We start from the raw sequence: 26,626 nt of genomic DNA, 5'->3' as shown, positions 1-26,626 counted from the left end.
TTCGAGGAGTACACCGAGACCCATCCGCCGTTCATGCGGCCACTGTACGGAACCCCGTGTTCCCGGTCGAGGAGTCCGGCGTGTTGGAGGACCGGGCGGCGTTGCGGTACCGGTTGCAGTAGGAGTCGTGGCACAGGTAGGAGCCGCCGCGGATGACCTTCGCCGAGCCGGTGGAGGGGCCGCGCGGATCGTCCACCGGCGACTGTGCGTAGTAGACCGGGGAGAACCAGTCGGCGCACCACTCCCAGACGTTGCCGACCGCCTGCCACAGCCCGTAACCGTTGGGCTGGAAGGAGCGCACCGGCGCCGTGGTGATCCACCCGTCGGCGCCGGTGTTGCGGACCGGGAAGTCGCCCTGCCAGATGTTCACCGCGTGACCGTCCTCCGGCAGTTCGTCGCCCCACGGGTACCGCCGGGAGGCCAGCCCGCCCCGGGCCGCCGCCTCCCACTCGGCCTCGGACGGCAGCCGGCGGCCCGCCCACGAGCAGTACGCCTGGGCGTCGTTCCAGCTCACGTGCACCACCGGATGATCGTCGACGGCGGTGTCGGAGGGCCCACCGGGGTGCGCCCAGTCGGCGCCCTCGACGCCGAGCCACCACGGGGTGCCGTGCATCCGCCCGGCCACGTGATCGGGATCGGTCAGCGCCAGGTGGAAGACGGCCGACCAGCCGTACCGCTCGGCGTCGGTCCGGAACCCGGTGGCCTCGATGAACGACCGGAAGCCGGCGACCGTGACGCTGGTGGCGTCGATCCGGAAGGCGGGGATCCGGACGTCGTGCACCGGTTGCTCGCCGTCCGCCCGTACCCCGTCGCCGTGGGCGTCACCCATCGCGTAGGTCTGGCCGGGCACGCGGACCTGGTCGATCCCGTGGTCTCCGGTCGCGGAGACCGGGGCCGGACCGGCGGAGGGCGACCGGCCGGACGACGGCGTGCAGCAGCTCATGACCTATAGGATAGGTAGGATTGATCGTCCAGCCCGCTCAGGGTCGGATCGTGATCCACCTCCCCGACCTGGTACATCGAGGTCATCCAGTGGTGGAAGTTGTCCCCCCGTTCCACCAGCAGGCCGTAGAGCCGGCGCAGCATCCGCTCGCGGACCGCCGCCGAATCCGGCCGGTGGTAGAGGTTGACCAGCTCGTCCGGGTCGAGCTCCAGGTCGTAGAGCTCGTTGGTCGACTCCGGGTTGACGACCAGCTTGTACCGGTCCTCGCGGAGCATCCGCTGCGGGTACGGGAAGTGGTGCCCGTGGAACTCGCAGACGATGTCCGGCTGCCACCGCGGGGTCTCCCCGCGGACCAGCGGCGCGAGGCTGCGCGAGTCGACCGCCGGCGTGGTGTCCGCCCCGGCCAGGTCGAGGATGGTGGCGGTGCAGTCGAGCAGGCTGACGAACTCGTCGCGGGCCTGCGGCGGGGCGCCCGGGATCCGGATGATGCCGGGCGTGCGGTAGATGTCCTCGTACATCGCCGGGCCCTTGTCGTGCAGCCGGTGGGACCCGGTGAACTCGCCGTGGTCGCAGGTGAAGAAGACCGCGGTGTCCGACTCGTCGACGGCGTCCAGGATCCGGCCGATCTGGAAGTCGATCAGCGCCACGTAACCCCAGTAGACCGCGATCAGCTTGCGGGTCACCTCGAGCGGCATCGTGTCGAACGTCCAGTGGGCGCTGTAGTTGCGCTGCACCGGCGGCTTGCCCTCGAACGTCTCCGCGATCGACCCCGGCAGCTCGACGACCGCCGGATCGATCAGGTCGAAGTACTCGTCCGGCACGATGTACGGCAGATGCGGCCCGAAGAAGTGGGTGGCCATGAAGAACGGCCGTCCGTCGGCGGCGTAGTCGCGCAGGAGCGAGATCGTGCGCGTCGCCAGGTAGTGCTCGAACGTCGCCTCGACCGGCTGCCGCAGCCGTGCCGCCAGCAGGTTGCCCGGACCGCCGTTCGGGAGCGTCCCCCGGATCCGGTCGTGGATCTCGTACGGCGGAAGGTCGTTCTCCTTCAGGTAGGCCAGGTAGTCCGGGTGGTCGACCGGGTTGTGCCAGCCCGGCAGGTGCGGCCCGTCGAACCCGTAGTCGGCCGGGGTCCTGGCGCTGCTCGCGTGCCACTTGCCGAGCAGCCCGCACTGGTAGCCGCGCTCCCGCAGGGCGTGCCCGAAGGTGAACACGTCATCCGGCAGGTCCTCCTGGTAGCCGACGTTGCGCTCCCGGTTGGCGAGCACCTTGTGCCGGAACGGGGCCTGCCCGGTGAGCAGGCTGGCGCGGGCCGGCGTGCAGATGGCGGTGGGGGTGTACCAGCGGTCGAACCGGGTGCCGGTCGCGGCGAGACGGTCCAGGTTGGGGGTGGGGACGTGCGGGTTCCCGTACGCCCCCAGCGTGTCCACCCGGTGCTGGTCGGTCATCAGGAAGAGGAGGTTCACTTCAGGTCACCGACGTAGTAGGTGGCCGGGTCCGGGTTGGCGGGAAGTTTGCCCGCGCCGACGAAGTAGTCGCCCATGCCGGTGAGCCACTTCTTCACGGTGCCGTCCGCGAGGTAGCCGTCGAGGGTCTTCGTGTCGAGCATCTCGCTGTTGGCGGCGTCGGCCTTCACGTCGGCGGCGCTCCTGTTCAGCAGTTCGGCGGTGAGCTCGATGGTCTTGTCCGGGTTCTGCGCGCGGAAGTCCATGGCCTCGCGCAGCACCTTCTCCACCCGGCCGGTCTGGTCGGTCTCCGCGGCGGCCTCGTTACCGGCGACGAACGCCGTCGGGAAAGCGATCTCCGCGGAGAAGTCCGCGTTCCTGGCGAGTTCCACCAGGTTCGGCTGCTTCGCCTTGATGTTGTCGAGCAGCGGGTACCAGATGCCGGCCGCGTCGATCCGGCCCGCGCCGAACGCGGTGACGATGGTGGCCGCGTCCATCGGCACCCGCTCGACGTCGGTGTTCCTCAGCCCGGCCTTCGCCAGGGCCAGGGTGAGGATCATGTCGCCCGAGGTGCCCTCCGGCACGCCGATCTTCTTCCCCTTGAGCTGGGCGAGGTCGGTGATGCCGGGCTGGGCGATCACCCGGTCGGCGTTGCCGAGCGAGTTGAGCGCGACGATCTTCGCCTTGCCGGAGGCGGGCAGCCAGACGGCACCGGGTCCGATGTAGCCGTAGTCGAGGTCGCCCGCGTTCATCGCGGTGATCTGGAGTGGACCGTTGGTGAAGACCTTGGCGTCCGCCTTCAGGCCGTGCTTGGCCCACAGCTTCTGATCGTTCGCGACGGCCAGCAGGCTGGCGCCGTTGTAATCAGCGATATAACCGAAATCTACTGATTTTTCGCCCGCGGCGCTGTCGCTGCCGCAGGCCGATGTGACAGAGAGGGAGGCCGCGGCGAGGGCCGCGAGAAGGCGACGGTTCATGACAGAGGCTCCTGGTGGTGGACAGCGCTCCACACGCGATGGCGCAGCGCGGTGAATTCGGGGCTGAGCCGCAGCTCTTCGGTTCGGGGGTAGGGCAGGCCGACATCGACGACCTCGGCGATGCGACCGGGACGGGCCGCCATCACGACGACCCGGTTGGCGAGGAAGACCGCCTCGTCCACGTCGTGGGTGATGAAGACGACGGTCCGCTTCTCCCGGCTCCACGTGTCCAGCAACTGCTCCTGCAGACGGACCCGGGTCAGCGCGTCCACCGCGCCGAACGGCTCGTCCATCAGCAGGATCGACGGGTTCACGGCGTACGCCCGGGCGATCGCGACCCGCTGCTTCATGCCGCCGGACAGCGTCTTGGGCAGCGCGTCGGCGAACTGTTCCAGGCCGACCAGCGCGATGAACCGGTCGGCGATCTCCCGCCGCCGCTGCCGTGGCACCCCGGCCGTACGCAGCCCGAACTCCACGTTCCGGCGTACGGTCAGCCAGGGGAACAGCGCGTACTGCTGGAAGATGACGCCCCGCTCGGGGCCGGGCCCGGTGACCGGCGCCCCGTCGACCAGGGCCCGGCCGCTGGTCGGTGTCTCCAGCCCGGCGAGGATGTTCATGAGCGTGGTCTTGCCGCAGCCGGACGGCCCGACGACCGTCACGAACTCGTTGTCGCGCAGCTCGATCGACACGTCCCCGAGGGCGACGAACTCGCCGCCGGAGGCCGGGAAGACCTTGCGCACGCGGTCGACGGTGATCATCGGGTCTCCTGCCAGGCGGTGAGACGGTGTTCGGCGAGCAGCAGCAGGCGGTCCATGAGCAGCCCCAGGACACCGATGCCGATCAGTCCGGCGAAGATGGTCGGCAGGTCGTAGTAGAGCTGTGCGCTCTGCATCCGGTAGCCCAGGCCCTGCTGGGCGGCGATCAGCTCGGCCGCGACCAGGGTGGCCCACGAGGAGCCGAGCCCGACCCGCATGCCGACCAGGATGAACGGCGACGACGCCGGGATCACCACGCGAGTGAAGATGACGCGGTCGTTCGCGCCGAGCACCCGGGCGGCGTTGAGCAGGGTGCGGTCCACGCCGACCACGCCCTGGAGGGTGGCGATCACACAGGACAGGAACGAGGCCAGGAAGATGACGAAGATCTTCGGGGTCTCCTCGATGCCCATCAGCACGATGGCGAGCGGGATGATGGCCAGCGGCGGGATGGTGCGGAAGAACTGGATCCACGGTTCGGCCAGGGCGCGGACCGGGGCGTACCAGCCCATCAGGAAACCCACCGGCACGGCCAGGAGGACGCCGAGCGCGAACCCGGTGAGGACCCGGGCCAGGCTGGCCGCCGCGTCGGTGATCAGGGTGCCGTCGGCGATCAGCTCGTACATCCGCGCGGCGACCACCGGCGGCGCCGGGATGTCGTAGCCGGCCAGCGACAGTCCCCACCAGAGCGCGACGCCGGCGAGCACCGAGACGCCGTTGAGCACGGCCTTCGGCACCCGTCGCCGGGCCGCCACCGGGGCCGGCGGGGCCGGGGCCGCGGTCTCGGCCTGGACCAGCGTCATGGGTTGACCTCCGTGGGAATCGCGTAGTCGGCCAGCAGCGGCGACTGCCGGAAGATCGCCGCGACGGCGCCCCGGGCGCCGTCGTCGTCGCCCAGGCGCGCGGCCCGCACGGCCGGGCCGGCACCGCCGCGGGCCGGGCGCTCGGCGGCGATCACCGCGGCGGCCCGGTCGACGATCTCCGGCACCGCCGAGACCAGCGGGCCACCGATCACGATCAGCTCCGGGTCGAGGATCAGGGCGGCGGCCGCGAGGACCCGGCCGACCGCCGCACCGATCCGGTCCGTCGCGGCGGCGGCCCGCGGCGACTCCCGGACCGCGGCCAGCTCGTCCAGCGTGGCGACACCGGCCGCGGCCAGCGCCGGCCCGACCGCCGCGACCGTCTCCAGGCAGCCGCGCTTGCCGCAGCGGCAGTCGGCGTCACCGGAGGCGCGCACGTGCCCGAACTCCCCGGCCACCCCGCCGGCCCCGGTGACCAGCCGGCCGCCGACGACCAGCCCGCCCCCGATGCCGTCGGCGAGGCGGACGTAGAGGACGTCGCGCGCGTCGGTGGTCCCGGCCTCGGCCAGCGCCGCGAACCGGGTGTTGTTGTCCACCAGCACCGGCGCCGCGAACCGTTCCCGGAAGGCGGCCAGCACCTCGGCGCGCGCGGCCCCCGCCGGGGACGGCCCGGTCACGCCCACGCCGACGCCCTGCAACGCGGACAGCCCTATCCCCTGCTCCCGGCTGAGCCGGTCGACGAGCGCGAGCGCGGCCCGGATCCGGCCGGCCGGCGAGGTGCGGGCCGGGTACGCCGTCATGCCGCTCGCGATGATCTCGTGTGCCGCGTCGGCGACCACGACCCGCGCCCGGGTGTGCCCGAGGTCCACGCCGAGGAACTGCCCGGACCGCGGATCGAGCGCCAGCAGTTCGGCCGGCCGGCCGCTGCCGGCCCGCCGGCGCGCGTCGGTGGCGGTGACCACGATCGCGCCGCGCCCCAGCAGCTCCCCGGTGATCTCGGACAGCGTGGTGCGCGACAGGCCCGCCCGGGCCGCGATCTGCGCCCGGCTGAGGGTGCCGTGCTCACGCAGGATCGCCAGGACGCGCTCCTCATGAGCCCGCCTGACCAGCGCGTGGACGCCTCCGGTTGTCGACACGCGGCAACCGTAGGCGCCAGCCGATTTTTCCGTCAACGATCCGGCAGAATTATCTCCCTAAACCCCGTAGGAAAACTTCCTCGGTGGCACGGGTCCCCGACAGGCGACGGCTGGGTAGGTTAAGGATCATGAGCATGCGTTTCGGGGTGTTCGTGCCCCAGGGATGGCGAATGGACCTGACCGAGATCGCCGACCCGGTCGAGCAGTACGAGGCGATGACGGCCGTCGCGAGGCTCGCCGACGCGGGCCCGTGGGACTCGGTGTGGGTCTACGACCACTTCCACACCGTTCCGGAACCGACGATCAACACCACCTTCGAGGCGTGGACGGTCTCGTCGACGCTGGCCCGCGACACCAGCCGGGTGAACATCGGCCAGATGGTCGGCTGCAACGGCTACCGGCACCCCTCCCTGTACGCCAAGATCGCCTCCACCGTCGACGTGGCCAGCCACGGCCGCCTCTACGCGGGGCTCGGCGCCGGCTGGTACGAGCACGAGTGGAAGGCCTACGGCTACGAGTGGGCCGAGGTCCCGGACCGGATGCGGGCCTTCCGGGAGGCCGTCGAGATCGTGCACCGGATGTGGACCGAGGAGCGCCCGGTCTTCACCGGTGAGCACTACCGCATCGACGGGCCGATCAACGAGCCGAAGGGGGTCCGCAAGCCGCACCCGTCGTTCTGGCTGGGCGGCGGTGGCGAGAAGGTGACCCTCAAGCTGGTCGCGCGGTACGCCGACGGCTGCAACTTCGGCAACGGCGACCCGGAGGTGTTCCGGCAGAAGGCGGCGGTGCTCCGGCAGCACTGCGACACCCTGGGCCGCGACTACGACCTGATCATCAAGTCGACGAGCCACCACCTCGACCTCAGCGAGTCGTCCGCCGACACGATCGGGAAGCTGGAGCGGCTGGCCGAGGCGGGCGCCGACTACGTGATCATCTACATCCCGCGGGTGGCCTACGACCACGAGCCGCTGCTGCGCCTCGCCGAGGAGGTCATCCCCCAGCTCTCCTGAGGCCACGCGGTCCGGTCGCCCTCAACCCTTTTCCCTCGGGTACGCCGGCGCGTACTCCGATCGGGACGACGGCGACCGGAACGCCGGGCTGATGCGATCGCCACCCACCAGGGGAAATGCGCGTTTCGCGCCGCGAAACGGAACTGGGAGCGATTCCAGGGTCACCAGGCATTTCTCGGGCGGGCGGGGCGTGGCAGAATTCCGGTGCCGGGTTCCGAAAGTTGCAGTCGCGACAGGCCGGCGGTAAGGAGCGCACCCGTGGCCGCTGGCAGGGGAAGAGTGACGATCGCGGCGATCGCCGAGGCCGCGGGGGTTTCGGTGCCCACCGTGTCCCGCGTGCTCAACGGGCGTTCCGATGTGTCGCCGACCACACGTGAGCTGATCGAGCGGCTGCTGCGCGAGCATGACTACCGGCCCCGCAACTCTCGGCATCCGGGCCGTGCCCGCCTGGTGGACCTGGTGTTCAACGACCTGGACAGCCCGTGGGCCCTGGAGCTGGTCCGCGGCGTGGAGGACGTGACGCACGCGGCCGGCGTCGGCACCGTGGTGTCGCAGGTGCACCACCGCAGCACCGCGACCCGGCAGTGGCTGCAGAACCTTCGGGCCCGCGCGTCGGACGGGGTCATCTTCGTGACCTCGGACGTGGCCGAGCCCATCCACAGCGAGCTGCACCGGCTCAAGGTGCCGGTGGTGATCATCGATCCGGCCGGCGGGGTGGCGGCGGACGTCCCGACGATCGGGGCGACGAACTGGTCCGGCGGCCGCACCGCGACCGATCATCTCCTGTCGCTGGGGCACCGGCGGATCGGGATCGTGGCCGGCCCGCGTGAGCTGCTGTGCAGCCGGGCCCGGCTGGACGGTTACCGTGCCGCCATGGAGGCCGCCGGCACGGCGGTCGACGAGGATCTGGTGGTGACCGGCGACTTCCGGCACGAGTCGGGTTTCGTGGCCGGCGGCCGCCTGCTCGACCTGCCCGATCCCCCGACGGCGATCTTCGCGTGCAGCGACCTGATGGCCCTCGGGGTCTACGAGGCGGCCCGCCGCCGCGGCATCCTGGTGCCCGACCAGCTCAGCGTGGTGGGCTTCGACGACCTGCCCGAGTCCCGCTGGTCGTCGCCGCCGCTGACCACGGTGCGCCAGCCGCTCGCCGAGATGGGCGGGCTCGCCGCGCGGACCGTGCTGCGGTTGTCGCGCGGCGAGACCATCGAGACCCCCCGGGTGGAGCTGGTCACCAAGCTGGAGATCAGGGAGAGCACCGCGGCCCCGGTGCGGGGCCGCGGCATCACTGCCTAGTCACTTGCTGAAACCGGCGGTCAGACCGCTGACCAGCTGGCGCCGCCCGATCGCGTAGAGCAGCACGATCGGCACCGTGGTGAGCGTGACCGACGCGGCGACGGCCGGCACGTTCACGCCGAACTGCGTCTGGAAGGACGCGAGCGCCAGCGGGATCGTGGCCTTCTCCGGGCTCTGGGTGAGGATCAGCGGCAGCAGGTAGCCGTTCCAGATGAGCACCCCGTTGTAGATCACCACGGTGACCAGCGCCGGCCGGGTGAGCGGGAAGGCGAGCCGCCACATGGTTCCCCACTCGGTGGCGCCGTCCATCCGCATCGACTCGAAGAGCTCCTTCGGGACGTCGCGGATGAAGTTGGCCAGCACCAGCACCGACAGCGGGATGGCGAAGGCGATGGACGGCAGGATGATCGCCTGGAGCGTGTTGTACAGCTCCATCTTGATGATGATCAGGTAGACCGGGATGACGACCGCCTGGAGCGGGATCGCCAGCCCCATCAGGAAGACACCGTTCACCCAGCGCAGGAACCGGCTGGTCGCACCGCGCACCACCGCGTAGGCGGCCATGAACGAGATCAGCGTCGCCGGCAGGACCGCGCCGACGGTGACGACCACGCTGTTCACGAAATAGCGGACGAAGTCGTTCTCGATCACCAGCTGGTAGTTCTCGAAGGTGAACTCGCTCGGCGGTTTCAGCGGGTTCGTGACGAAGTAGTTGGCCTGCGTCTTGAAACTGGTGATCACCAGCCAGTAGAGCGGCACCATCACCACGATCAGCCAGATCCAGGCGAAGCTGCCGCCGACCCAGTTGCGCTCGGTCAGTTTACGGCTCGCCCGGGTGCCGGTCGCGTCCGTGGCCGGGTCCTTTCCGGTCCGCGTACCGGGTGGGGTGGGGGTCATGGTCGCCACCTCAGACTCCTTCCATCTGACTCTCGTCGGCCCGCCCGCCGAGCCGCCGCAGCAGCAGCGACAGGCCGATGCCGACGAGGACCAGGATCACGGCGATCGCGCTGGCCGGGCCCATCAGGCTGGCCTGGAAGCCGAGTTGGTACATCTGCACGGCCAGGGCCCGGGTGGCGTCGCCGGGACCGCCGGCGGTCAGCACCCAGATCAGGTCGAAGAAGGTCAGCGAACCCACCACCATCAGCGTCGACGACGTGATGATCGTGTACTTGAGCTGCGGCAGCGTGATGTTGAGGAACTGCCGGACCCGGCCGGCGCCGTCGATCTGCGCCGCCTCGTACATCGACTGCGGGATCTGCCGGACGGCGCCCTGGTAGATCAGCGAGTGGAACGGGATGAACTGCCAGGACACCACGAAGATCAGCGTGGCGATGGCGAGGTTCGCCTGGCCCAGCCAGTCCTGGTTGAGCGCCTCGATCCCGAGGCCGGCGCCGAGCCCGAAGTTCGGGTCCAGCAGCGACTTGTAGGTGATCGCGATGGCCGCCGAGCTGAGCAACAGCGGGATGAAGTAGAAGACCGCCAGGAAGCCCCGGTAGCGGCTCTGCCGGGCCATGAACGTGCCGAGCAGGATCGACAGCGGGGTCTGCACCAGCCAGGACAGCGCCATGATCAGGAAGGTGACCCACAGCGCGTTCACCAGCCCGGGATTGGTCAGGGCCGCTTTCCAGCTGGTCAGGCCGGTCAGCTGGATGGTCGGCGTGATGCCGTTCCACGTCGCGAAGCTGAGCAGCACCACGCCGAGCAGCGGGACGATGCCGAAGAAGACGAACATGACGAACGCGGGCAGGACCATCCATACCAGGACGGAGCCGCTCCGCCCGCCACGTGATCTGGTGGGCTCCTGACCGCGCACGGCGGGCGGAGCGAGCGTCGTCATTTGCCGATGACCCCGTTCATGTTGTCGACCCACTGCTGCGGGGTGACCTGGAGCTGGAACAGCTTGGCGATGTTGTCCAGCAGCACCTCGGCCGCGGTCGGGCTGAGCGCCTGGTCCCACGACTGCGCGAACGTCTTGGCGCCGGCCGCGATCGCCGACATGTCCTTCTGGAACTGCGCGTCGTCACCGGTGTAGAGGCTGTCGCTGTTCGCCAGCACCGGAACGCCACCGGACTTGACCCAGCCGGCCTTCTCCTCGTCGTCGACGAGCGTGGTGGAGAAGAACTTCTTCGCGGTCTCCTTGTCGGCGGCGGTTGCCTTCGAGGAGATCGACAGGTACTGGCCGGGGTTGCCGACCGTGTTGGACGGGTCGCCCTTGCCGCCGTCGATCGGCGGGAAGTTCATCCAGCCGAGGCCGCCGTCCGGGACGAACTTGCCGCCCTGGGCCTTCTGGATACCGTACGACCAGGAGCCGTGCACCATCATCGCGGCCTTGCCGGTGTAGAGCAGGGCCTGGTCGGCGTTGGTGTCGGCGGCGGTCGAGGCGAAGCCCTTCTGGAAGGCGTTCATCTTCACCAGGTCCTGGACCTTGGTCAGCATGTCCAGCACGGCCGGGTCCGACCAGGAGCCCGCCTTGCCGGCGAAGACGTTGTCGAACACCTCGGAGCCGGCGTTGCGGTCGAGCATGAACTCGAGCCACATCATGTTGGTCCAGCGGGACTGGCCGGCGAGCGAGAACGGCGCGATGCCCTTGGCGTTGAACTTCGGGACCAGGTCGAGGATGTCGCCGTAGGTCTGCGGGGCGCTGACGCCGACCTGGTCGAAGATCTTCTTGTTGTAGTAGAGGACGATCGGCTGGACCGTCTCGACCGGCATCGCGTAGATCTTGCCGTCGACCGTGGCCGCGCCGAACGAGCCGGGCAGCAGCTTGCCCTTGAGGGTGGCGTCACCGAAGAGCGAGGTCAGGTCCTCGACCTGGCCCGCCTCGACGTAGCTCTTCAGGCCACCGCCGCCCCAGCCCCAGATCAGCGTCGGGGCCTGGTTGGCGCCCAGCGCGGTCTTGATCTTCGCCTTGTACGCGTCGTTCTGGAAGAACGTCGGGGTGATCTTGGAGTCCGGGTTCGCCTTGTTGAACCGGTCGATGGAGGCCTGGCGGTAGGGCTCGCCCGGCTCACCGCTCAGCGACCAGTAGCTGGCCGAGCCGCCGCCACCGGATTCGCTACCACCCGGGCCGTCGTTGCCACAGGCGGCCAGCGCGGCACCCGCGGCGGCTCCGGCAGAGAGGGTCAAGAAATTCCTGCGCTTCACGCTGATCTCCGTACTCGAACGAAGCCGCGGGGCGGCTGACGATACCGCGCGAGGTCCTGCCGCAAACTTTTCAAAACCGGTTAAGCTTCCGAAAGTTTCGCGCGACTGCTGTAAATTAAGGTGAGGTTTCGTAAACGTAGAGTTTCGCTGTGACGAGTGTCAAGTCCCTTGCCGTAACAGTGCCCTGAGCGCGAGAGTAGGCGACATCCCGCAGCCGCTCACGAGCCCTTTCCATAGGCGCCGCCGAGGCCTGGCGCGGCTCGGAAGTTTCGGAAACCATCGGAGGTACCGTTGAGCACAGACCAAGCGCCGCCGCCCGCGTGGCGCGACCCGGGGCTTCCGGTGTCCGAGCGGGTCGGCGCGCTACTCGCCGAGATGACGCTCGAGGAGAAGGTCGCGCAGCTCGGCAGCCGCTGGCTCGGCAAGGACAAGGGGGCGACCGGCGCGGCCGGCCCCGAGCCGGAGAACGGGCACGACGTCGCGCCGATGGAGAGCGAGTTCGGCGCGGGCGCCGCCCTGGAGGACGCCAGCCGGCACGGGCTCGGCCACCTCACCCGGGTCTACGGCAGCTACCCGGTGTCGGCCACCGAGGGCGCCGCCGAGCTCGTCCGCCAGCAGCGGATCGTGATGGAGTCGTCCCGCCTGGGGATCCCCGCGATCGTCCATGAGGAGTGCCTCACCGGTTTCACCATGCACGGTGCCAGTGTGTACCCGGCGGCCATCAACTGGGGAGCCACCTTCGATCCGGAACTGGTCGAACGAATGGCCGCGGCGATCGGGCGGGACATGGCGGCGCTCGGCGTGCACCAGGGGCTGTCCCCGGTCCTCGACGTGGTCCGCGACTACCGCTGGGGCCGGGTCGAGGAGTCCATCGGCGAGGACCCGTACCTGGTGGCCATGGTCGGCTCGGCGTACGTGCGGGGCCTCCAGAGCGCCGGGGTGATCGCCACACTGAAGCACTTCGCCGGCTACTCCGCCTCGCGCGGCGCCCGCAACCACGGCCCGGTGCCGATGGGCCGCCGGGAGCTGCTGGACGTGATCCTGCCGCCGTTCGAGACGGCCATCCGGGCCGGCGGCGCCGGTTCGGTGATGAACTCGTACGCCGACGTCGACGGCGTCCCGGCCGGCGCCGACCCGTGGCTGCTCACCGAGCTGCTGCGCGACGAGTGGGGCTTCACCGGCACGGTCGTCTCCGACTACTGGTCGATCCCGTTCCTGGCCGGCATGCACAGGGTCGCCGCCGGGTCGGGAGAGGCCGGCGCCCTGGCCCTGGCCGCCGGCATCGACGTGGAGCTGCCGGACACCATCGGCTACGGCGACGAGCTGGTCGCCCGGGTCCGCCGGGGCGAGGTGCCCGAGGAGCTGGTGGACCGCGCGGCCCGCCGCCTCTTGACCCAGAAGGCGGAGCTCGGCCTGCTCGACGACGGCTGGACGCCGGAGGCCTCGGTGGCCGCCGCCGGCACCGTGACGCTGGACTCCGCCGAGAACCGGCGGCTCGCCCGAGAGCTGGCGGAACGCTCGATCGTGCTGCTCGACCCGGGCACCGTGCTGCCGCTGACCGGCCCGGACCGCACCGGGCCCGGCCGGATCGCGGTGATCGGGCCGTGCGCCGACGACGCGAGCACCTTCCTCGGCTGCTACGCCTTCCCCAACCACGTGCTCCCCCGCTACCCCGGGGTCGAGGCCGGCATCGCGATGCCCAGCGCGGCCGAGTCGGTCCGGGCCGAGTTCCCGGACGCCGAGATCGCGTACGCGAAGGGCTGCGCCGTGGACGGCGACGACCGCTCCGGTTTCGCCGGGGCGGTGGCCGCGGCCGCGGCCGCCGACGTGTGCCTGGCGTTCGTCGGCGACCTGGCCGGGCTGTTCGGCCGGGGCACCTCCGGCGAGGGCTGCGACGCCGCCGACCTGCGGCTGCCCGGCGTGCAGGGCGAGCTGCTGGACGCGGTGCTGGCGACCGGCACCCCGGTCGTGGTCGTGGTGGTCTCCGGCAGGCCGTACGCGCTGGGCGACCTGGACGGCCGCGCCGCCGCCCTGGTGCAGGCGTTCATGCCCGGCGAGGAGGGCGGCCCCGCGATCGCCGGGGTGCTGTCCGGCCGGGTCCAGCCCAGCGGCCGGCTGCCGGTGCAGATCCCGCGCACCCCGGGCGGCCAGCCGGGCACCTACCTGCAACCGCGTCTCGGGGCCGAGCACACCGGCGTGAGCAACCTGGATCCCACCCCGATGTTCCCGTTCGGGCACGGCCGGTCGTACACCTCGTTCACCGTGGGCGATCTGCGGATCTCCGAGTCCCGGGTGCCGACCGACGCCGGGTTCACGGTGACCGTCCGGGTCCGCAACACCGGCGACCGCGACGGCGCCGAGGTGGTGCAGCTCTACCTCGCCGACCCGGTCGCCCAGGTGACCCGCCCGGTCCGCCAGCTGGCCGGCTTCCAGCGGGTGGAACTGGCCGCGGGCGCGGCCGCCGACGTCACGTTCGCGGTCCACACCGACCGTACGGCCTTCACCGGCCGCGACATGCGGCGCCTCGTGGAGCCCGGCGAACTGCGGATCCTCGTCGGCACGTCGGCCGGCGACCTGCCGTGCGAGGGCTCCGTCGAGCTGACCGGTCCGGTCCGCCCGGCCGGGGCGGACCGCCGCCTGGTGACCGGGGTGGAGGTGCGGCCCGCCGATTCATGACACGCGGCTGCTCTCCGGCGGGACCGCGGCACATTAGGCTTCTGTCGTGTCCCCACGCATCAACGACGACGAGCGGCTCCGCCGTCTCGAAGCGGTCACCGATGCGACGCTGTCCCGTCTGGAGACCTCCGACCTGCTCGACGAGCTGCTGGACCGGGTGCGCGATCTGCTGGACGTGGACACCGCCGCCATCCTGCTGCTGGACCCGCACGCCCGGCAGCTCGTCGCGACCGCGGCCAAGGGTCTGGAGGAGGAGGTGCGGGCCGGTTTCCGGGAGGCCGTGGGCCGCGGTTTCGCCGGCCGGGTGGCCGAGACCCGCCGCCCGGTCCGGATCACCGACGTCACCCCGGACGAGGTGGCCAACCCGTTCCTGCTGGAGAGGGGCGTCCGGTCGCTGCTGGGCGTGCCGATCCTGGCCGGGGAGGACCTGCTCGGCGTGCTGCACATCGGCTCGCTGACCCGGCGCGAGTTCGGCGACGACGACGTCAAGCTGCTGGAGCTGGTCGCCGACCGGGCGGCCGTGGCCGGGCGGATCCGGTCGGCCAAACTGGACCGCGCGGCCGCCCTGGCCCTCCAGCGCAGCCTGCTGCCGACCCGGCTGCCGCAGGTGCCCGGCGTCGAGCTCGCCGCGCGGTACGTCCCGGGTCACGCCACCGGCATCGGCGGCGACTGGTACGACGTCTTCCCCCTGCCGTCCGGCTGGCTGGGCGTGGTGATCGGCGACGTCTCCGGCCACGGGCTGGCGTCGGCCGTGGTGATGGGGCGGATCCGCAGCGCGCTCCGGGCGTACGCGCTGATCTGCGACGACCCGGCGGAGGCGCTCACCCTGCTGGACCGCAAGGTCGTGCATTTCGAGGCGGGCAGCATGACCACCGCCCTCTACACGATGGTCAGTCCCGGCCGGGACCACGCGGTGATCTCCACGGCCGGGCACCTGCGCCCGGTCCTGGCCGTGCCGGGCCGCCCGCCGGTGCTGGCCGATGTGCCGGTCGACCCGCCGCTCGGGGTGGCCCACCCGGGCCGGCCGCGGCGCAGCACCGCGGTGCCGATGCCACCCGGGTCGCTGCTGCTCTGCTACACCGACGGCCTCGTGGAGCGGCGCGTCCAGGTGATCGACGAAGGGCTGGACCGGTTGCTGCGCATCGTCCGGGCCGACACGGCGGAGGAGGTCTGCGCTACCGTCATGGCGGACACGATCGCCGATCCGCCGACCGACGACGTCGCGGTTCTCGCCGTTCGCCGCCGCGACTGACGGCCGGTGTGTCACCGTTCCATGGCAGGCCGGTTTCCGGCCCCGGCCGGTGCGGAAATATTCCTCAAACCTCTTGTTCGCAACGGATTCAGCGGAAAAGATGGGGCCGAATGCGCTGATACCACGGCTCTGGAGGCGGAATGACGGCGAAGACGGTGCTGCACAACCTCATCGGTGGCGAGGCCGTCGCGCCTGCCGAGGGGCGGTACGCGGATCTCGTCGACCCGTCCACCGGAGAGGTCTTCGCCTCGGCGCCGGTCTCCGGCGACGCCGACGTCGACCGGGCCATGCGGGCCGCCGCCACCGCCTTCGAGACGTGGCGTGACACCACCCCGGGCGAGCGGCAGCGCGCCCTGCTCAAGTTCGCCGACGCCATCGAGGCCCGCGCCGACGAGCTGGTCGCCGCCGAGTCGAAGAACACCGGCAAGCCGCTCGGCCTGACCGCCAGCGAGGAGCTGCCGCCGGCCATCGACCACCTGCGGTTCTTCGCGGGCGCCGCCCGGGTGCTGGAGGGCCGCTCCGCGGGGCAGTACATGAACGGCTTCGAGAGCTACGTGCGGCGCGAGCCGATCGGTGTCTGCGCCCAGGTCACCCCGTGGAACTACCCGCTGCTCATGGCGATGTGGAAGATCGCCCCGGCGCTGGCCGCGGGCAACGCCGTGGTGCTCAAGCCGTCCGACACCACCCCGGTCACCAGCGTCATGCTGGCCGAGATCGCCGCCGAGTTCCTGCCGGCCGGCCTGTTCAACGTGGTCCTCGGCGACCGCGACACCGGCCGCGCCCTGGTCACCCACCGGACCCCGCAGATGGTGTCGATCACCGGTTCGGTGCGGGCCGGCATGGAGGTGGCCGGCAGCGCCGCCGCCGACCTCAAGCGCACCCACCTCGAACTGGGCGGCAAGGCCCCGGTCGTGGTCTTCGACGACGCCGACGTCGAGGCGGCCGCCGCGTCGATCGCCGAGGCGGGCTACTTCAACGCCGGGCAGGACTGCACCGCCGCCACCCGGGTGCTGGTCGGCGCCGGCGTCCACGACGACTTCGTGGCGGCGCTGGCCGCGCAGGCCCGCGGGATCAAGACCGGCGCCCCGGACCAGGAGGACGTGCTCTACGGCCCGGTCAACAACGCGAACCAGCTGGCCCGGGTCGCCGGCTTCATCGAACGGCTCCCGGAGCACGCGGTGCTCCAGGCCGGCGGCGCCCGGGTCGGTGACCGCGGCTTCTTCTACTCCCCCACCGTCGTCTCCGGGCTGCGGCAGGACGACGAGATCATCCAGAACGAGGTGTTCGGCCCGGTCATCACGGTGCAGCGGTTCACCGACGAGGAGGAGGCGGTCCGCCACGCCAACGGCGTGGACTACGCGCTGGCCTCCAGCGTGTGGACGAAGGACCACGGCACCGCCATGCGGATGACCCAGCGGCTCGACTTCGGCTGCGTCTGGGTCAACTGCCACATCCCGCTGGTCGCCGAGATGCCGCACGGCGGTTTCAAGCACTCCGGCCACGGCAAGGACCTGTCGGTGTACGGGTTCGAGGACTACACCCGCATCAAGCACGTCATGCACAACGTGGGAGCCTGACCGTGACGTCCTCCGAAGACCTGCACAAGCGGCGGCTCGCGGCCGTCGCCAAGGGCGTCGGCTCGGTGGTGAACGCCTACGTCGACCACGCGAAGAACGGCACGATCACCGACGTCGACGGCCGGGAGTGGATCGACTTCGCCTCCGGCATCGCCGTGACCAACGTGGGCAACGCCGCGCCGAGGGTGGTCGAGGCGGTCCGCGCGCAGGTGGAGCGGTTCACCCACACCTGCTTCATGGTCGCCCCCTACGAGTCGTACGTGGCGGTCTGCGAGCAGCTGATCGCCCTGACGCCGGGCTCGTTCGAGAAGCGGGCCGCGCTGTTCAACTCCGGCGCCGAGGCGGTGGAGAACGCCGTGAAGATCGCCCGGCACGCGACCGGGCGGCCGGCCGTCGTGGTGTTCGACCACGCGTACCACGGCCGGACCAACCTGACGATGGCGCTGACCGCGAAGAACATGCCGTACAAGCACCGGTTCGGCCCGTTCGCCCCGGAGGTGTACCGGGCGCCGATGTCGTACCCGCTGCGCGACGGCGGCCTGTCCGGCGCCGAGGCGGCCCGCCGGGCCATCGACGTGATCGAGAAACAGGTCGGCGGGCCGAACGTGGCGGCCGTGCTGATCGAGCCGATCCAGGGCGAGGGCGGTTTCGTGGTGCCGGCGCCGGGCTTCCTGCCGGCGATCGCGGCGTGGGCGAAGGCGAACGGGGCGGTGTTCGTCGCCGACGAGATCCAGACCGGCTTCGCGCGTACCGGTCAGTGGTTCGCCTCCGAGCACGAGGGCCTGGAGCCGGATCTGATCACCACGGCCAAGGGCATGGGCGGCGGGCTGCCGATCGCCGGTGTGGTGGGCCGGGCCGAGCTGATGGACGCGGTGCACGCGGGCGGGCTCGGCGGGACGTACGGCGGCAACCCGATCGCCTGCGCGGCCGCGCTCGCCGCCATCGAGACGATGCGCGAGCTGGATCTGTGCGCCGCGGCCCGGCGGATCGAGTCCATCATCGAGCCGGCTCTCCAGGAGATGAGGGATCCCGGTGTCGCCGAGGTCCGCGGCCGGGGCGCGATGCTGGCGATCGAGCTGGTGCTGCCCGGCGGCATCGAGCCGGACCCCACCCGGACCGCGCGCGTGTCGAAGGCCTGCCACGACGCCGGCCTGCTCACACTCACCTGCGGGACCTACGGCAACGTGCTGCGTTTCCTGCCGCCGCTGGTCATCTCCGACGAGGACCTCGGGCGCGGCCTCGGCATCCTCCGCGCCGCGTTGCGATCCTGACGGGCGACCCCTTTGCCTACGTCAAGCTCTACAGGGAAGAATCGCGCCGTGACGGACGTGACCCTGGACGACACCAACAAACTGATCATCGAGCACCTGCAGCGCGACGGGCGGATGTCGTACGCGACGCTGGCCAAGACGATCGGGCTCTCCGAGGCGGCGGTACGCCAGCGCGTACAGCGGCTGCTGGACAACGGGCTCATGCAGATCGTCGCTGTCACCGACCCCCTCACGCTGGGTTTCGCCCGGCAGGCCATGGTCGGCCTGCGGGTCAACGGTGACCTGCGCGCCATCGCGGACCGGATCGCCGAGATCCCCGAGGTGGACTACGTGGTGATCTGCGCCGGCCGCTACGACCTGCTGGTCGAGCTGGTCTGCACCGATGACGAGCACCTGCTCGACATCCTCAACGAGAAGGTCCGGGCCATCGAGGGCGTCAGCGAGACCGACACCTTCATGTACCTGCGCCTCGCGAAACAGACCTACGCCTGGGGGACACGGTAACCGCATGAGCAGCCCCTCCTTCTGGCTCGACTCCCTGGGCCCGATCGAGAGACGCCCGCCGCTGGACGGCGACTCCGCCGCCGACGTGGCCATCGCCGGCGGCGGGTACACCGGCCTCTGGACCGCGTACTACCTGGCCAAGGCCGCCCCGGGGACGAGGATCGTCGTCGTCGACGCGGAGTACTGCGGCTTCGGCGCGTCCGGCCGCAACGGCGGCTGGGCGTCCGGCCTGTTCCCGGTCTCCGAGGCGAGGCTGTCCCGCCGCTTCGGGCCGGGCGCGGCCGCCGCGATGACCCGGGCGCTCGAGGACACCGTCGACGAGGTCGGGCGGGTCACCGCGGCCGAGGGCATCGACTGCGACTACGCCAAGGGCGGCGTCATCTCGCTGGTCCGCAACCCGGTCCAGCTGCGGCGGGCCCGGCGGGACCCGGGCTTCGTCGGCGCCGGCGAGGCCCGCGCCATGTGCGCCGCCGGGGACGTGCTCGGCGGCGTCTACAGCGAACACTGCGCCGCCCTGCACCCGGCCAAGCTGGTCCGCGGCCTCGCCGAGACGGTCGAGCGGCTCGGCGTCACCGTCCACGAGGGCACCCGCGCCGAGCAGATCACCACCGGGCAGATCAAGACCGATCGGGGTACGCTGCGCGCCGCGCACGTGGTGCGGGCGCTGGAGGGCTACACCGCCGGGCTCACCGGTCACCGCCGTGACCTGGCCCCGGTCTACTCGCTGATGATCGTCACCGAGCCGCTGCCCGCCGAGTTCTGGCAGCGGGTCGGCCTGGCCCGCCGGGAGACGTTCACGGACGAGCGGCGGCTGGTCATCTACGGTCAGCGGACCGCCGACGACCGGCTGGCGTTCGGTGGGCGCGGGGCGCCGTACCACTTCGGGTCCCGGGTCCGGCCGGAGTACGACCTGGTGCCGGAAGTGTTCGAGGCGCTGCGGGCGACGCTCACCGACCTGTTCGGGATCGACCCGCCGATCGCGTACCGGTGGGGTGGGCCGCTCGGCATCCCGCGCGACTGGATGCCGTCGGTCGGCCTGCGGGACGGGATCGGCTGGGCCGGGGGCTACGTGGGCGACGGCGTCGCGGCCGCGAACCTCGCCGGTCGTACCCTCGCTGATCTGATCCTCGGCCGCGACAGTGACCTGACCGCCCTGCCGTGGGTGAATCACCGCTCGCGCCGCTGGGAGCCGGAACCGGCCCGCTGGCTCGGCATCAACGCGGGCCTGCGGGCCACCGCCCTGCTCGACGCCCTGGATCGCCGCCGGGCGGCCTGATCAGGCGCCGGGCGGCCCGGCCAGCGGCAGGCGCACGCACACGATCGTCCCGGTCGGCCGGTTGTCGCAGAGCCGGATCGTGCCGCCGTGCAGCAGCACGATGGCCCGGGCCAGGCTGAGTCCCAGCCCGCTGCCGGGGGTGCCCTGGTGGCGCACGTTGCTGCCGCGGAAGAACCGGTCGAACACCCGGTCGTGCTCGCCGGCCGGGGTTCCGATGCCGTGGTCGGCGATGCACAGGTCGGCCATCGTGTCGTCGGCGCGCAGCGTGACGTGCACCGGCTCGCCGGGCGGGCTGTACCGGACGGCGTTGAGCAGCAGGTCGTCGACGACCTGACGGAGCCGTTCGGCGTCGCCGGGCAGGCGCATCTCGGCGGGCAGTTCGGTGACCAGGGTGAGCCGGTCGGCGGTGTGCCGGGCCGCGGTCACCGCGTCGCACAGCAGGGCCGCCAGGTCCACCTCGGCGACGTCCAGTTCGAGGTGCCCGGCGTCGAGCCCGGCCAGGTCGAGCAGGGTGTCCGCGATCCGCTGGAGGGTGGCCGCGTTGCGGGCGACGGTCTCCACCATGTGCCGGGAATCGGTGTCCAGGCCGGACGTCTCCTCGGCCAGGAGGGCGGCGTTCGCGGTGATCGAGGTGAGCGGGGTGCGCAGCTCGTGCCCCACCAGGTCGACGAAGTCCGCCTGCGCCCGGGCCAGCTGGCGGGACAGCTCCTCGGCACGGCGCTGGGCCACGAAGACGCCGACCTGCGCGGCCACCCCGTCGAGCAGCACGGTGAGCAGGTCGGGCTCGTACTCCTGGGTGCCGGCGTAGCAGGTCAGCACGCCGAGAAGGGTCCCGCCGTCGCGGACCGGCACGGCCAGCGCGGTCCGGACGCCGCGCCGCAGACAGATCTCCACCCGTTCACGCTCGTGGACGGTCCGCAGATCGGTGCTCAGGCTCAGGTCGGGCATCCAGATCGGCCGTCCGGTCTCCCACACCCGCCCGGTGATGCCCTGCCCGCGGATCGGGATGTGCCCGAAGAAGCCGTCCGGATCCAGCCCGGAGGCGTCCCAGTGCCCGGAAGGCTGGAGCAGCCCGGTCGCCTCGTCGATCAGGTACAGCTCGGCCGCCGGCCAGCCCAGGGTGGCGGTGACCGCCCGCAGCACCTCGGGGGTCGCCTCGGCCACCGTGACGGCGCTCTGCAACACGTGCTGCACGGCGATGTGGCAGTTGCGGAACCGCTCGACCCGGCGCAGGGCGGTGACCTCGTGGGCGACCGCCACCGCGCCGAGCGCGTCACCGGTCAGGCCGAGGATGGGCTGCGCGCTGGTGTCGAAGATCCGGGTCCGGTGGCCGGGCCGATGGACCAGCACGTCCTCGGAGACGACGCACTCGCCGTTGAGGGCGCGCAGCAGCGGGCTCTCGCCCGGCGACATCGACCGGTGGTCGGGGGTGGCGAGCACCCGGAAGGCCTCCGCCTCGAACTCGGGCGGCAGCGGTCCCTCCGTGCTGAAACCGAGGTCCTCCCGCACCGAGCGGTTGGCGTAGACGATCCGGCCGGAGCGGTCGCAGGCCACCACGCCGGCCTCCATGCTCTCCAGCAACGTGGAGTGGAAGGCGCTGTCGTCCTGCACCCGGATCGTGTCGGCGACCGCGGCGAGGATGTCGGTGTCCTCGGCGGTCCAGTCCCGCGGGCGGCGGTCCAGGACGGTCAGCGAGCCGATCGGGCGGCCGTCCCGGTCACGGATCGGCACACCGAGGAACGCCCTGATCCCGAACTCGACGACGAGCAGGTGCTTGCTGAGGATCTCGTCGGTCTCCCCGGTCATGTCCCGGCTGAGGATGACCGCGTCGGCGGAGACCACGTACTTGCAGACCGAGTAGGGCAGCGGGGCCCGGCGGGGCAGGCTCAGCTCGTGCGGGATGGCGTGCTCGCCGACGAACAGCTCCTCGTCGTCGGTGATCAGGGTGACGCAGGCCATCGGGGTGTGCAGCAGCCGGGCCACCAGCCGGGCGGTGTCGTCGAGCGGGGTGGACCGGCCGGGCAGCGAGAGGAGGGCGCGGTCGACCGCACGCAGACGGGCCGGATCCGTCAGCACCGCCTCGTCCAGCACCACCACCATGACCCGCCCGATTCTCCCGACCGAGGCCCGTGGTCACGGGCTGTCACACCACCCTTGCCCCGACACCTATATATACCACTTTTTCATACCGAAACGGGCAGGTCAGCGGGGCAGCGGGAGTTGGCCGAGTCATGGTCGTGCGGCCCGATCGTGACCAGCTCGTCCATGGTCGCCAGCAGCTGGTCGTTGGGGCAGGGCTTGAGCATGATGGCGCAGACCTTGGAGGAGGCGGCCCGTGGGTCGCCGGGACGCAGGTGCCCGCTCAGGATCGCCACCGGGATGTGCCGGATCCCCTCGTCCGCGTGCGCCCGGATGGCGTCTATCAGCTCCCAGCCGTCCATCCGCGGCATGCCGAGATCGGTCAGAACGACGTCCGGCCGCTGTTCGACGATCGTCTCGTACGCCGCCCATCCGTCCGATGCGCGCAGGACGGTCATACCGGTTCGCTTGAACACCCTGGCCAGAACCAGGGAGATGTCCTCGTCGTCCTCGGCGATCAGCAATGCGACCATGTCAGCTCCGTCGGAAGTGCTTCGTCCCAGCATGCGCCAGCGAGCCGGGACCCGGGGCGTTTCCGGACAATTACGAACGCGGATGTCCCTGCTCACGTGACCCGCGCGACGGGCCGTGGGAGCGCTCCGGCAGACTCGGATCCGCTCCACCCGAACCATCGAGGAGACGAATGCGATCACGGAACCGGCTGGTGGCGGCTCTCGGGGGAATCGTGCTGGCGGCGGCCGCCGCCACCGTTCTGGTGCGGAACGACTCCGGTTCCGGCGACGCCGCTCCGCTCTACCTGGACGCCGGGCAGCCCGTCGAGAGCCGGGTCGCCGACCTGCTCGGGCGGATGACCCTGGACGACAAGATCGGCCAGATGACCCAGGCCGAGCGGGTCAAGGTGGCCGGCGACCCGCACCTGGTCACCGAGTGGCGTCTCGGCTCGGTCCTCTCCGGCGGCGGCTCGGTGCCCGACCCGAACACACCGCAGGCCTGGGTCGACATGATCAACTCGCTCCAGCGGGCGGCGCTCGCCACCCCGCTGAGGATCCCGCTCCTCTACGGCATCGACGCGGTGCACGGCAACGGCAACGTGCACGGATCCACCGTCTTCCCGCACAACGTGGGCCTCGGCGCCGGCCGCGACCCGCAACTCGTCGAACGGGTCTACCAGGCCACCGCCCGGGAGATGCGGGCCACCGGCATCCGGTGGGACTTCGCGCCGTGCGTCTGCGTCTCCCGCGACGAACGCTGGGGGCGCGCCTTCGAGAGCTTCGGCGAGGATCCCGCCCTGGTCGGGCGGCTGGGCGGCGCGGCCGTCGACGGCCTCCAGAAAGACGGTGTGGTCGCCACCGTCAAGCACTTCGCGGGCGACGGCGACACCGAGTACGGCACCGGCGACAGCGACTACGTCATCGACCAGGGCGTCACCGTCACCAGCCGCGCCGACTTCGACCGCGTCGACCTGGCGCCGTACGTCTCCGCCGTCACCGAACACGGCGTGCAGAGCGTCATGCCGTCCTACTCCAGCGTCGACTGGACCGAGGACGGCACCGGCAACCCGGTCAAGATGCACGCCGACCAGGAGCTGATCACCGGCAAGCTGAAGGGCGACCTGGGCTTCGACGGCTTCGTGATCACCGACTGGGAGGGCATCCACCAGCTGCCGTCCACCGACCCCGACGGCACCGCCGAACCCACCCCCAGCCAGGTCCGCGCCGGCGTCGGTGCCGGCATCGACATGTTCATGGAGCCGCACACCGCGCCGCGGTTCCAGGAGGTGCTCAAGGCCGAGGTGGACGCCGGGCGGATCGGCACGGACCGGATCGACGACGCGGTCGAGCGGATCCTCACCGTCAAGTTCCGGCTCGGGCTCTTCGAGAACCCGTACGTCACCCTCGGCGAGGTCCGCGGCGCCGAACACCGGGCGCTGGCCCGCGAGGCCGCCGCCCGGTCGCAGGTGCTGCTCAAGAACAGCGGGAACCTGCTGCCGCTCGCCGCCGACGCCAAGATCTACGTGGCCGGCCGCAACGCCGGCGACATCGGCAACCAGGCCGGCGGCTGGACCATCGATTGGCAGGGCCGCAACGGCGACATCATCCCCGGCACCACGATCCTCGACGGCATCCGCGAGGTCGCCCCGGGTGCGACCGTCACGTACAGCGCCGACGCCGCAGCACCCATCGGCGGCTCCGACGTCGGTGTGGTCGTGGTCGGCGAGACACCGTACGCCGAAGGTTTCGGTGACGTCGGCAGCACGACCTGGACGCGCGGCACCGACGAGCAGAAGGAGCCCAAGTCGCTCACCCTGCAACCCGCCGACCGGGCCGTGGTCGGCAAGGTCTGCGGCGCGGTCGCCAAGTGCGTCGTCCTGATCGTCTCCGGCCGCCCGCAGGTGATCACCGACCAGCTCGGCGAGATCGACGCCCTGGTGGCCTCCTGGCTGCCCGGCAGCGAGGGCGGCGGCGTCGCCGACGTCCTCTTCGGCAAGCGGCCGTTCACCGGCCGCCTGCCGTTGAGCTGGCCGGGCTCGGTGAAGCAGGTTCCGGTCAACGTCGGCGACCAGGCGTACGAGCCGCTGTTCCCCTACGGCTGGGGCCTGCGCACCATGGCGGCCCCCGACGCCCGCGACGCCGCCCAGAAGAAGGCGGCCGCCGGGCAGGCCCCGTCCGGCTGGCAGCAGAAATTCGCCGACGCCCAGCTGGCCGAGGAGTCCGGCGACACCGCGAAGGCCACCGCCCTGCTGAAGCGGCTCGCCGGCTGACGGATCCGGCGCCCGGCGAGGATCGGTCCATCGCTGGGCGCCGATACCGGCCCGCAGCGCCCGTTCGTCACGCCCCGCCGCGTCGGCAGATCAGGGGTGTTCAGGCAGCTGGACCACCCGCTCACGCCCGGCGGGCGCGGCACGGCCCGGACCCGGCAGCGCCTCGCGGGTCCGGGACGGCGGGTTCGCGTGTCCCGTACAAGAATGGGAAGAGCGAGAGAGTCGCCTGGCTGGACCACGAGCGCGCTCGCGGTATCCGGAAGCCGAAACGGAGCGCCCGGGCGGCTCTGGGCGCGCCCGGGCGGTCGGGGTGACGCTGGTCAGAGGCGGTTGTGGGCCTCGGTGAGCACGGAGCGGAGGATCTGCTCGATCTCGGCGAACTGGGTCTCCGTCGCGGTCAGCGGCGGGGCGAGCTGGATGACCGGGTCGCCGCGGTCGTCGGCGCGGCAGTAGAGGCCGGCGTCGAAGAGGGCGGTCGACAGGAAGCCGCGGAGCAGGCGCTCGGACTCCTCGGCGTTGAAGGTCTCCTTGGTGGCCTTGTCCTTGACCATTTCGATGCCGAAGAAGTAGCCGTCGCCGCGGACGTCGCCGACGATCGGCAGGTCGAGGAGCTTCTCCAGGTACGAACGGAAGAGCGGGCTGTTGTCGCGGACGTGCCGGTTGAGGCCCTCCCGCTCCATGATGTCGAGGTTGGCCAGCGCGACCGCGGCACCGACCGGGTGGCCGCCGTAGGTGATGCCGTGGGCGAACCAGTTGGTGCCGGTGAGGAACGGCTCGGCCAGGCGCTCGGAGGCGATCATCGCGCCGAGCGGGACGTAGCCGGAGGTCAGGCCCTTGGCGACGGTGATGATGTCGGGCTGGTAGCCGTAGCGGTCGGCGCCGAAGTACTCGCCGAGGCGGCCGAAGGCGCAGATCACCTCGTCGGAGACGAGCAGCACGTCGTAGCGGTCGCAGATCTCGCGGACCCGCTGGAAGTAGCCGGGCGGCGGCGGGAAGCAGCCGCCGGCGTTCTGCACCGGTTCGAGGTAGACGGCGGCGACCGTGTCCGGGCCCTCGAACTCGATCATCTCGGCGATGCGGTCGGCGGCCCAGATCCCGAACTGTTCGGGCGTCATGTTCTCGTCGGGGCGGCGGTAGTAGTTCGTGTTCGGTACGCGCATCGTCGACGGGACCAGCGGCTCGAAGTCCTGTTTGAAGGGCGGGATGCCGGTGATCGACAGGGCGCCCATCGAGCTGCCGTGGTAGGCGACGGCCCGGGAGATGACCTTGGTCTTCAGCGGCTTGCCGACCCGCTTGAAGTAGGAGCGGGCCAGCTTCCACGCGGACTCGACGGCCTCGGAGCCGCCGGTGGTGAAGAAGACCCGGTTCAGGTCGCCGGGGGCCAGGTCGGCGAGGCGGCCGGCCAGCTCGATGGCCTTGGGGTGCGCGTACGACCAGATGGGGAAGTAGGCCAGCTCACCGGCCTGCTTGGCGGCCGCCTCGGCCAGCTCCTGGCGGCCGTGGCCGGTCTGGACGACGAAGAGCGCGGAGAGGCCGTCGAGGTAGCGCCGGCCGGTCGAGTCCCACACGTAGCAGCCGTCGCCACGGGTGATCACCGGAACCGGGTTGTCCTGGTACGTGGAGAGCCGGGTGAAGTGCATCCACAGGTGGTCACGGGCGGTCGCGGAGAGCGCGTCCACATCAGCAGGTCGATCGGTCACGAATATCTC

Annotated in this window: 21 protein-coding genes; 9 read left to right on the top strand and 12 right to left on the bottom strand. The window is 71.3% G+C overall.

All coding sequences use genetic code 11. From position 1 onward, the window contains the following. Positions 1-31: 31 nt before the first annotated feature. From BJ964_RS24210 to BJ964_RS24185, 6 genes are read right to left on the bottom strand one after another with little or no spacing between them, the layout of a single operon-like run. The gene (locus BJ964_RS24210) at positions 32-943 is read right to left on the bottom strand and encodes a formylglycine-generating enzyme family protein (RefSeq protein WP_188122813.1); all 912 of its coding nucleotides are present in this window, start codon (positions 941-943) and stop codon (positions 32-34) included. After that, a complete protein-coding gene (locus BJ964_RS24205) occupies positions 940-2,406 on the bottom strand; it encodes a sulfatase-like hydrolase/transferase (protein ID WP_203832771.1) in 1,467 nt (488 codons plus the stop codon). Before BJ964_RS24205 ends, BJ964_RS24210 begins: the two co-directional genes overlap by 4 nt. Next, positions 2,403-3,362, bottom strand: a complete 960-nt coding sequence (locus BJ964_RS24200; RefSeq protein WP_188122812.1) for an aliphatic sulfonate ABC transporter substrate-binding protein — start codon at positions 3,360-3,362, stop codon at positions 2,403-2,405. Before BJ964_RS24200 ends, BJ964_RS24205 begins: the two co-directional genes overlap by 4 nt. Continuing rightward, positions 3,359-4,120 (bottom strand): ABC transporter ATP-binding protein, encoded by a 762-nt coding sequence (locus tag BJ964_RS24195; protein WP_188122811.1) that lies wholly within the window; start codon positions 4,118-4,120, stop codon positions 3,359-3,361. Before BJ964_RS24195 ends, BJ964_RS24200 begins: the two co-directional genes overlap by 4 nt. Next, positions 4,117-4,920, bottom strand: coding sequence for an ABC transporter permease (locus tag BJ964_RS24190; protein ID WP_188122810.1), 804 nt, complete (start codon positions 4,918-4,920; stop codon positions 4,117-4,119). Before BJ964_RS24190 ends, BJ964_RS24195 begins: the two co-directional genes overlap by 4 nt. After that, entirely contained in the window at positions 4,917-6,053 is a 1,137-nt protein-coding gene (locus BJ964_RS24185) for an ROK family transcriptional regulator (protein WP_188122809.1), read from the bottom strand. The genes BJ964_RS24190 and BJ964_RS24185 overlap by 4 nt, the downstream gene beginning before the upstream one ends. A gap of 128 nt (positions 6,054-6,181) precedes the next feature. Between BJ964_RS24185 and BJ964_RS24180 the strand changes: the two genes are divergently transcribed. Continuing rightward, a complete protein-coding gene (locus tag BJ964_RS24180) occupies positions 6,182-7,063 on the top strand; it encodes an LLM class F420-dependent oxidoreductase (protein ID WP_188122808.1) in 882 nt (293 codons plus the stop codon). Between the two features lie 258 nt (positions 7,064-7,321). Then, the gene (locus BJ964_RS24175; protein ID WP_188122807.1) at positions 7,322-8,356 is read left to right on the top strand and encodes a LacI family DNA-binding transcriptional regulator; all 1,035 of its coding nucleotides are present in this window, start codon (positions 7,322-7,324) and stop codon (positions 8,354-8,356) included. Here the strand turns inward: BJ964_RS24175 and BJ964_RS24170 are convergent, their stop codons facing one another. From BJ964_RS24170 to BJ964_RS24160, 3 genes are read right to left on the bottom strand one after another with little or no spacing between them, the layout of a single operon-like run. Next, the gene (locus tag BJ964_RS24170) at positions 8,357-9,253 is read right to left on the bottom strand and encodes a carbohydrate ABC transporter permease (RefSeq protein WP_188127126.1); all 897 of its coding nucleotides are present in this window, start codon (positions 9,251-9,253) and stop codon (positions 8,357-8,359) included. A 10-nt stretch (positions 9,254-9,263) separates the two neighbouring features. Further along, positions 9,264-10,193, bottom strand: a complete 930-nt coding sequence (locus tag BJ964_RS24165) for a carbohydrate ABC transporter permease (RefSeq protein ID WP_188122806.1) — start codon at positions 10,191-10,193, stop codon at positions 9,264-9,266. Then, on the bottom strand, positions 10,190-11,482 hold the full coding sequence (locus BJ964_RS24160) for an extracellular solute-binding protein (protein ID WP_223149603.1): 1,293 nt from the start codon (positions 11,480-11,482) through the stop codon (positions 10,190-10,192). Before BJ964_RS24160 ends, BJ964_RS24165 begins: the two co-directional genes overlap by 4 nt. A gap of 309 nt (positions 11,483-11,791) precedes the next feature. Here BJ964_RS24160 and BJ964_RS24155 point away from each other — a divergent pair, with 309 nt between their 5' ends. From BJ964_RS24155 to BJ964_RS24130, 6 genes are all read left to right on the top strand, one after another. Next, complete coding sequence (locus tag BJ964_RS24155) at positions 11,792-14,176, top strand: beta-xylosidase/alpha-l-arabinosidase (RefSeq protein WP_229806881.1); 2,385 nt, start codon at positions 11,792-11,794, stop codon at positions 14,174-14,176. A gap of 46 nt (positions 14,177-14,222) precedes the next feature. Next, positions 14,223-15,428 (top strand): PP2C family protein-serine/threonine phosphatase, encoded by a 1,206-nt coding sequence (locus tag BJ964_RS24150; RefSeq protein WP_188122805.1) that lies wholly within the window; start codon positions 14,223-14,225, stop codon positions 15,426-15,428. A gap of 140 nt (positions 15,429-15,568) precedes the next feature. Continuing rightward, entirely contained in the window at positions 15,569-17,005 is a 1,437-nt protein-coding gene (locus tag BJ964_RS24145) for a gamma-aminobutyraldehyde dehydrogenase (protein ID WP_188122804.1), read from the top strand. Between the two features lie 2 nt (positions 17,006-17,007). Further along, positions 17,008-18,276 (top strand): 4-aminobutyrate--2-oxoglutarate transaminase, encoded by a 1,269-nt coding sequence (gene gabT / locus BJ964_RS24140; RefSeq protein WP_188122803.1) that lies wholly within the window; start codon positions 17,008-17,010, stop codon positions 18,274-18,276. Between the two features lie 48 nt (positions 18,277-18,324). Continuing rightward, a complete protein-coding gene (locus tag BJ964_RS24135; RefSeq protein WP_183222112.1) occupies positions 18,325-18,780 on the top strand; it encodes an Lrp/AsnC family transcriptional regulator in 456 nt (151 codons plus the stop codon). Between the two features lie 4 nt (positions 18,781-18,784). Then, positions 18,785-20,056 carry an NAD(P)/FAD-dependent oxidoreductase gene (locus BJ964_RS24130; protein ID WP_188122801.1) on the top strand — a complete coding sequence of 424 codons (1,272 nt, stop codon included), beginning with the start codon at positions 18,785-18,787 and terminating at the stop codon, positions 20,054-20,056. Here BJ964_RS24130 and BJ964_RS24125 read toward each other — a convergent pair whose 3' ends face one another. Together BJ964_RS24125 and BJ964_RS24120 are read right to left on the bottom strand one after the other, a co-directional pair. After that, complete coding sequence (locus BJ964_RS24125; protein ID WP_223149602.1) at positions 20,057-22,156, bottom strand: GAF domain-containing protein; 2,100 nt, start codon at positions 22,154-22,156, stop codon at positions 20,057-20,059. It abuts the gene before it with no gap. Positions 22,157-22,239: 83 nt separating this feature from the next. Further along, the gene (locus BJ964_RS24120; RefSeq protein WP_188122800.1) at positions 22,240-22,668 is read right to left on the bottom strand and encodes a response regulator; all 429 of its coding nucleotides are present in this window, start codon (positions 22,666-22,668) and stop codon (positions 22,240-22,242) included. A 170-nt stretch (positions 22,669-22,838) separates the two neighbouring features. On the opposite strand from BJ964_RS24120, the gene BJ964_RS24115 reads away from it, so the two are divergent. Continuing rightward, positions 22,839-24,917, top strand: a complete 2,079-nt coding sequence (locus tag BJ964_RS24115; protein ID WP_229806882.1) for a glycoside hydrolase family 3 protein — start codon at positions 22,839-22,841, stop codon at positions 24,915-24,917. Positions 24,918-25,237: 320 nt separating this feature from the next. Here the strand turns inward: BJ964_RS24115 and BJ964_RS24110 are convergent, their stop codons facing one another. Further along, positions 25,238-26,617, bottom strand: coding sequence for an aspartate aminotransferase family protein (locus tag BJ964_RS24110; RefSeq protein WP_188122798.1), 1,380 nt, complete (start codon positions 26,615-26,617; stop codon positions 25,238-25,240). Between the last annotated feature and the right edge of the window lie 9 nt (positions 26,618-26,626).

This window comes from Actinoplanes lobatus, assembly GCF_014205215.1.
Classification (GTDB): domain Bacteria; phylum Actinomycetota; class Actinomycetes; order Mycobacteriales; family Micromonosporaceae; genus Actinoplanes; species Actinoplanes lobatus.
The sequence above is the reverse complement of the archived record's forward strand: the minus strand, read 5'-3'. Positions and strand labels throughout refer to the sequence as shown.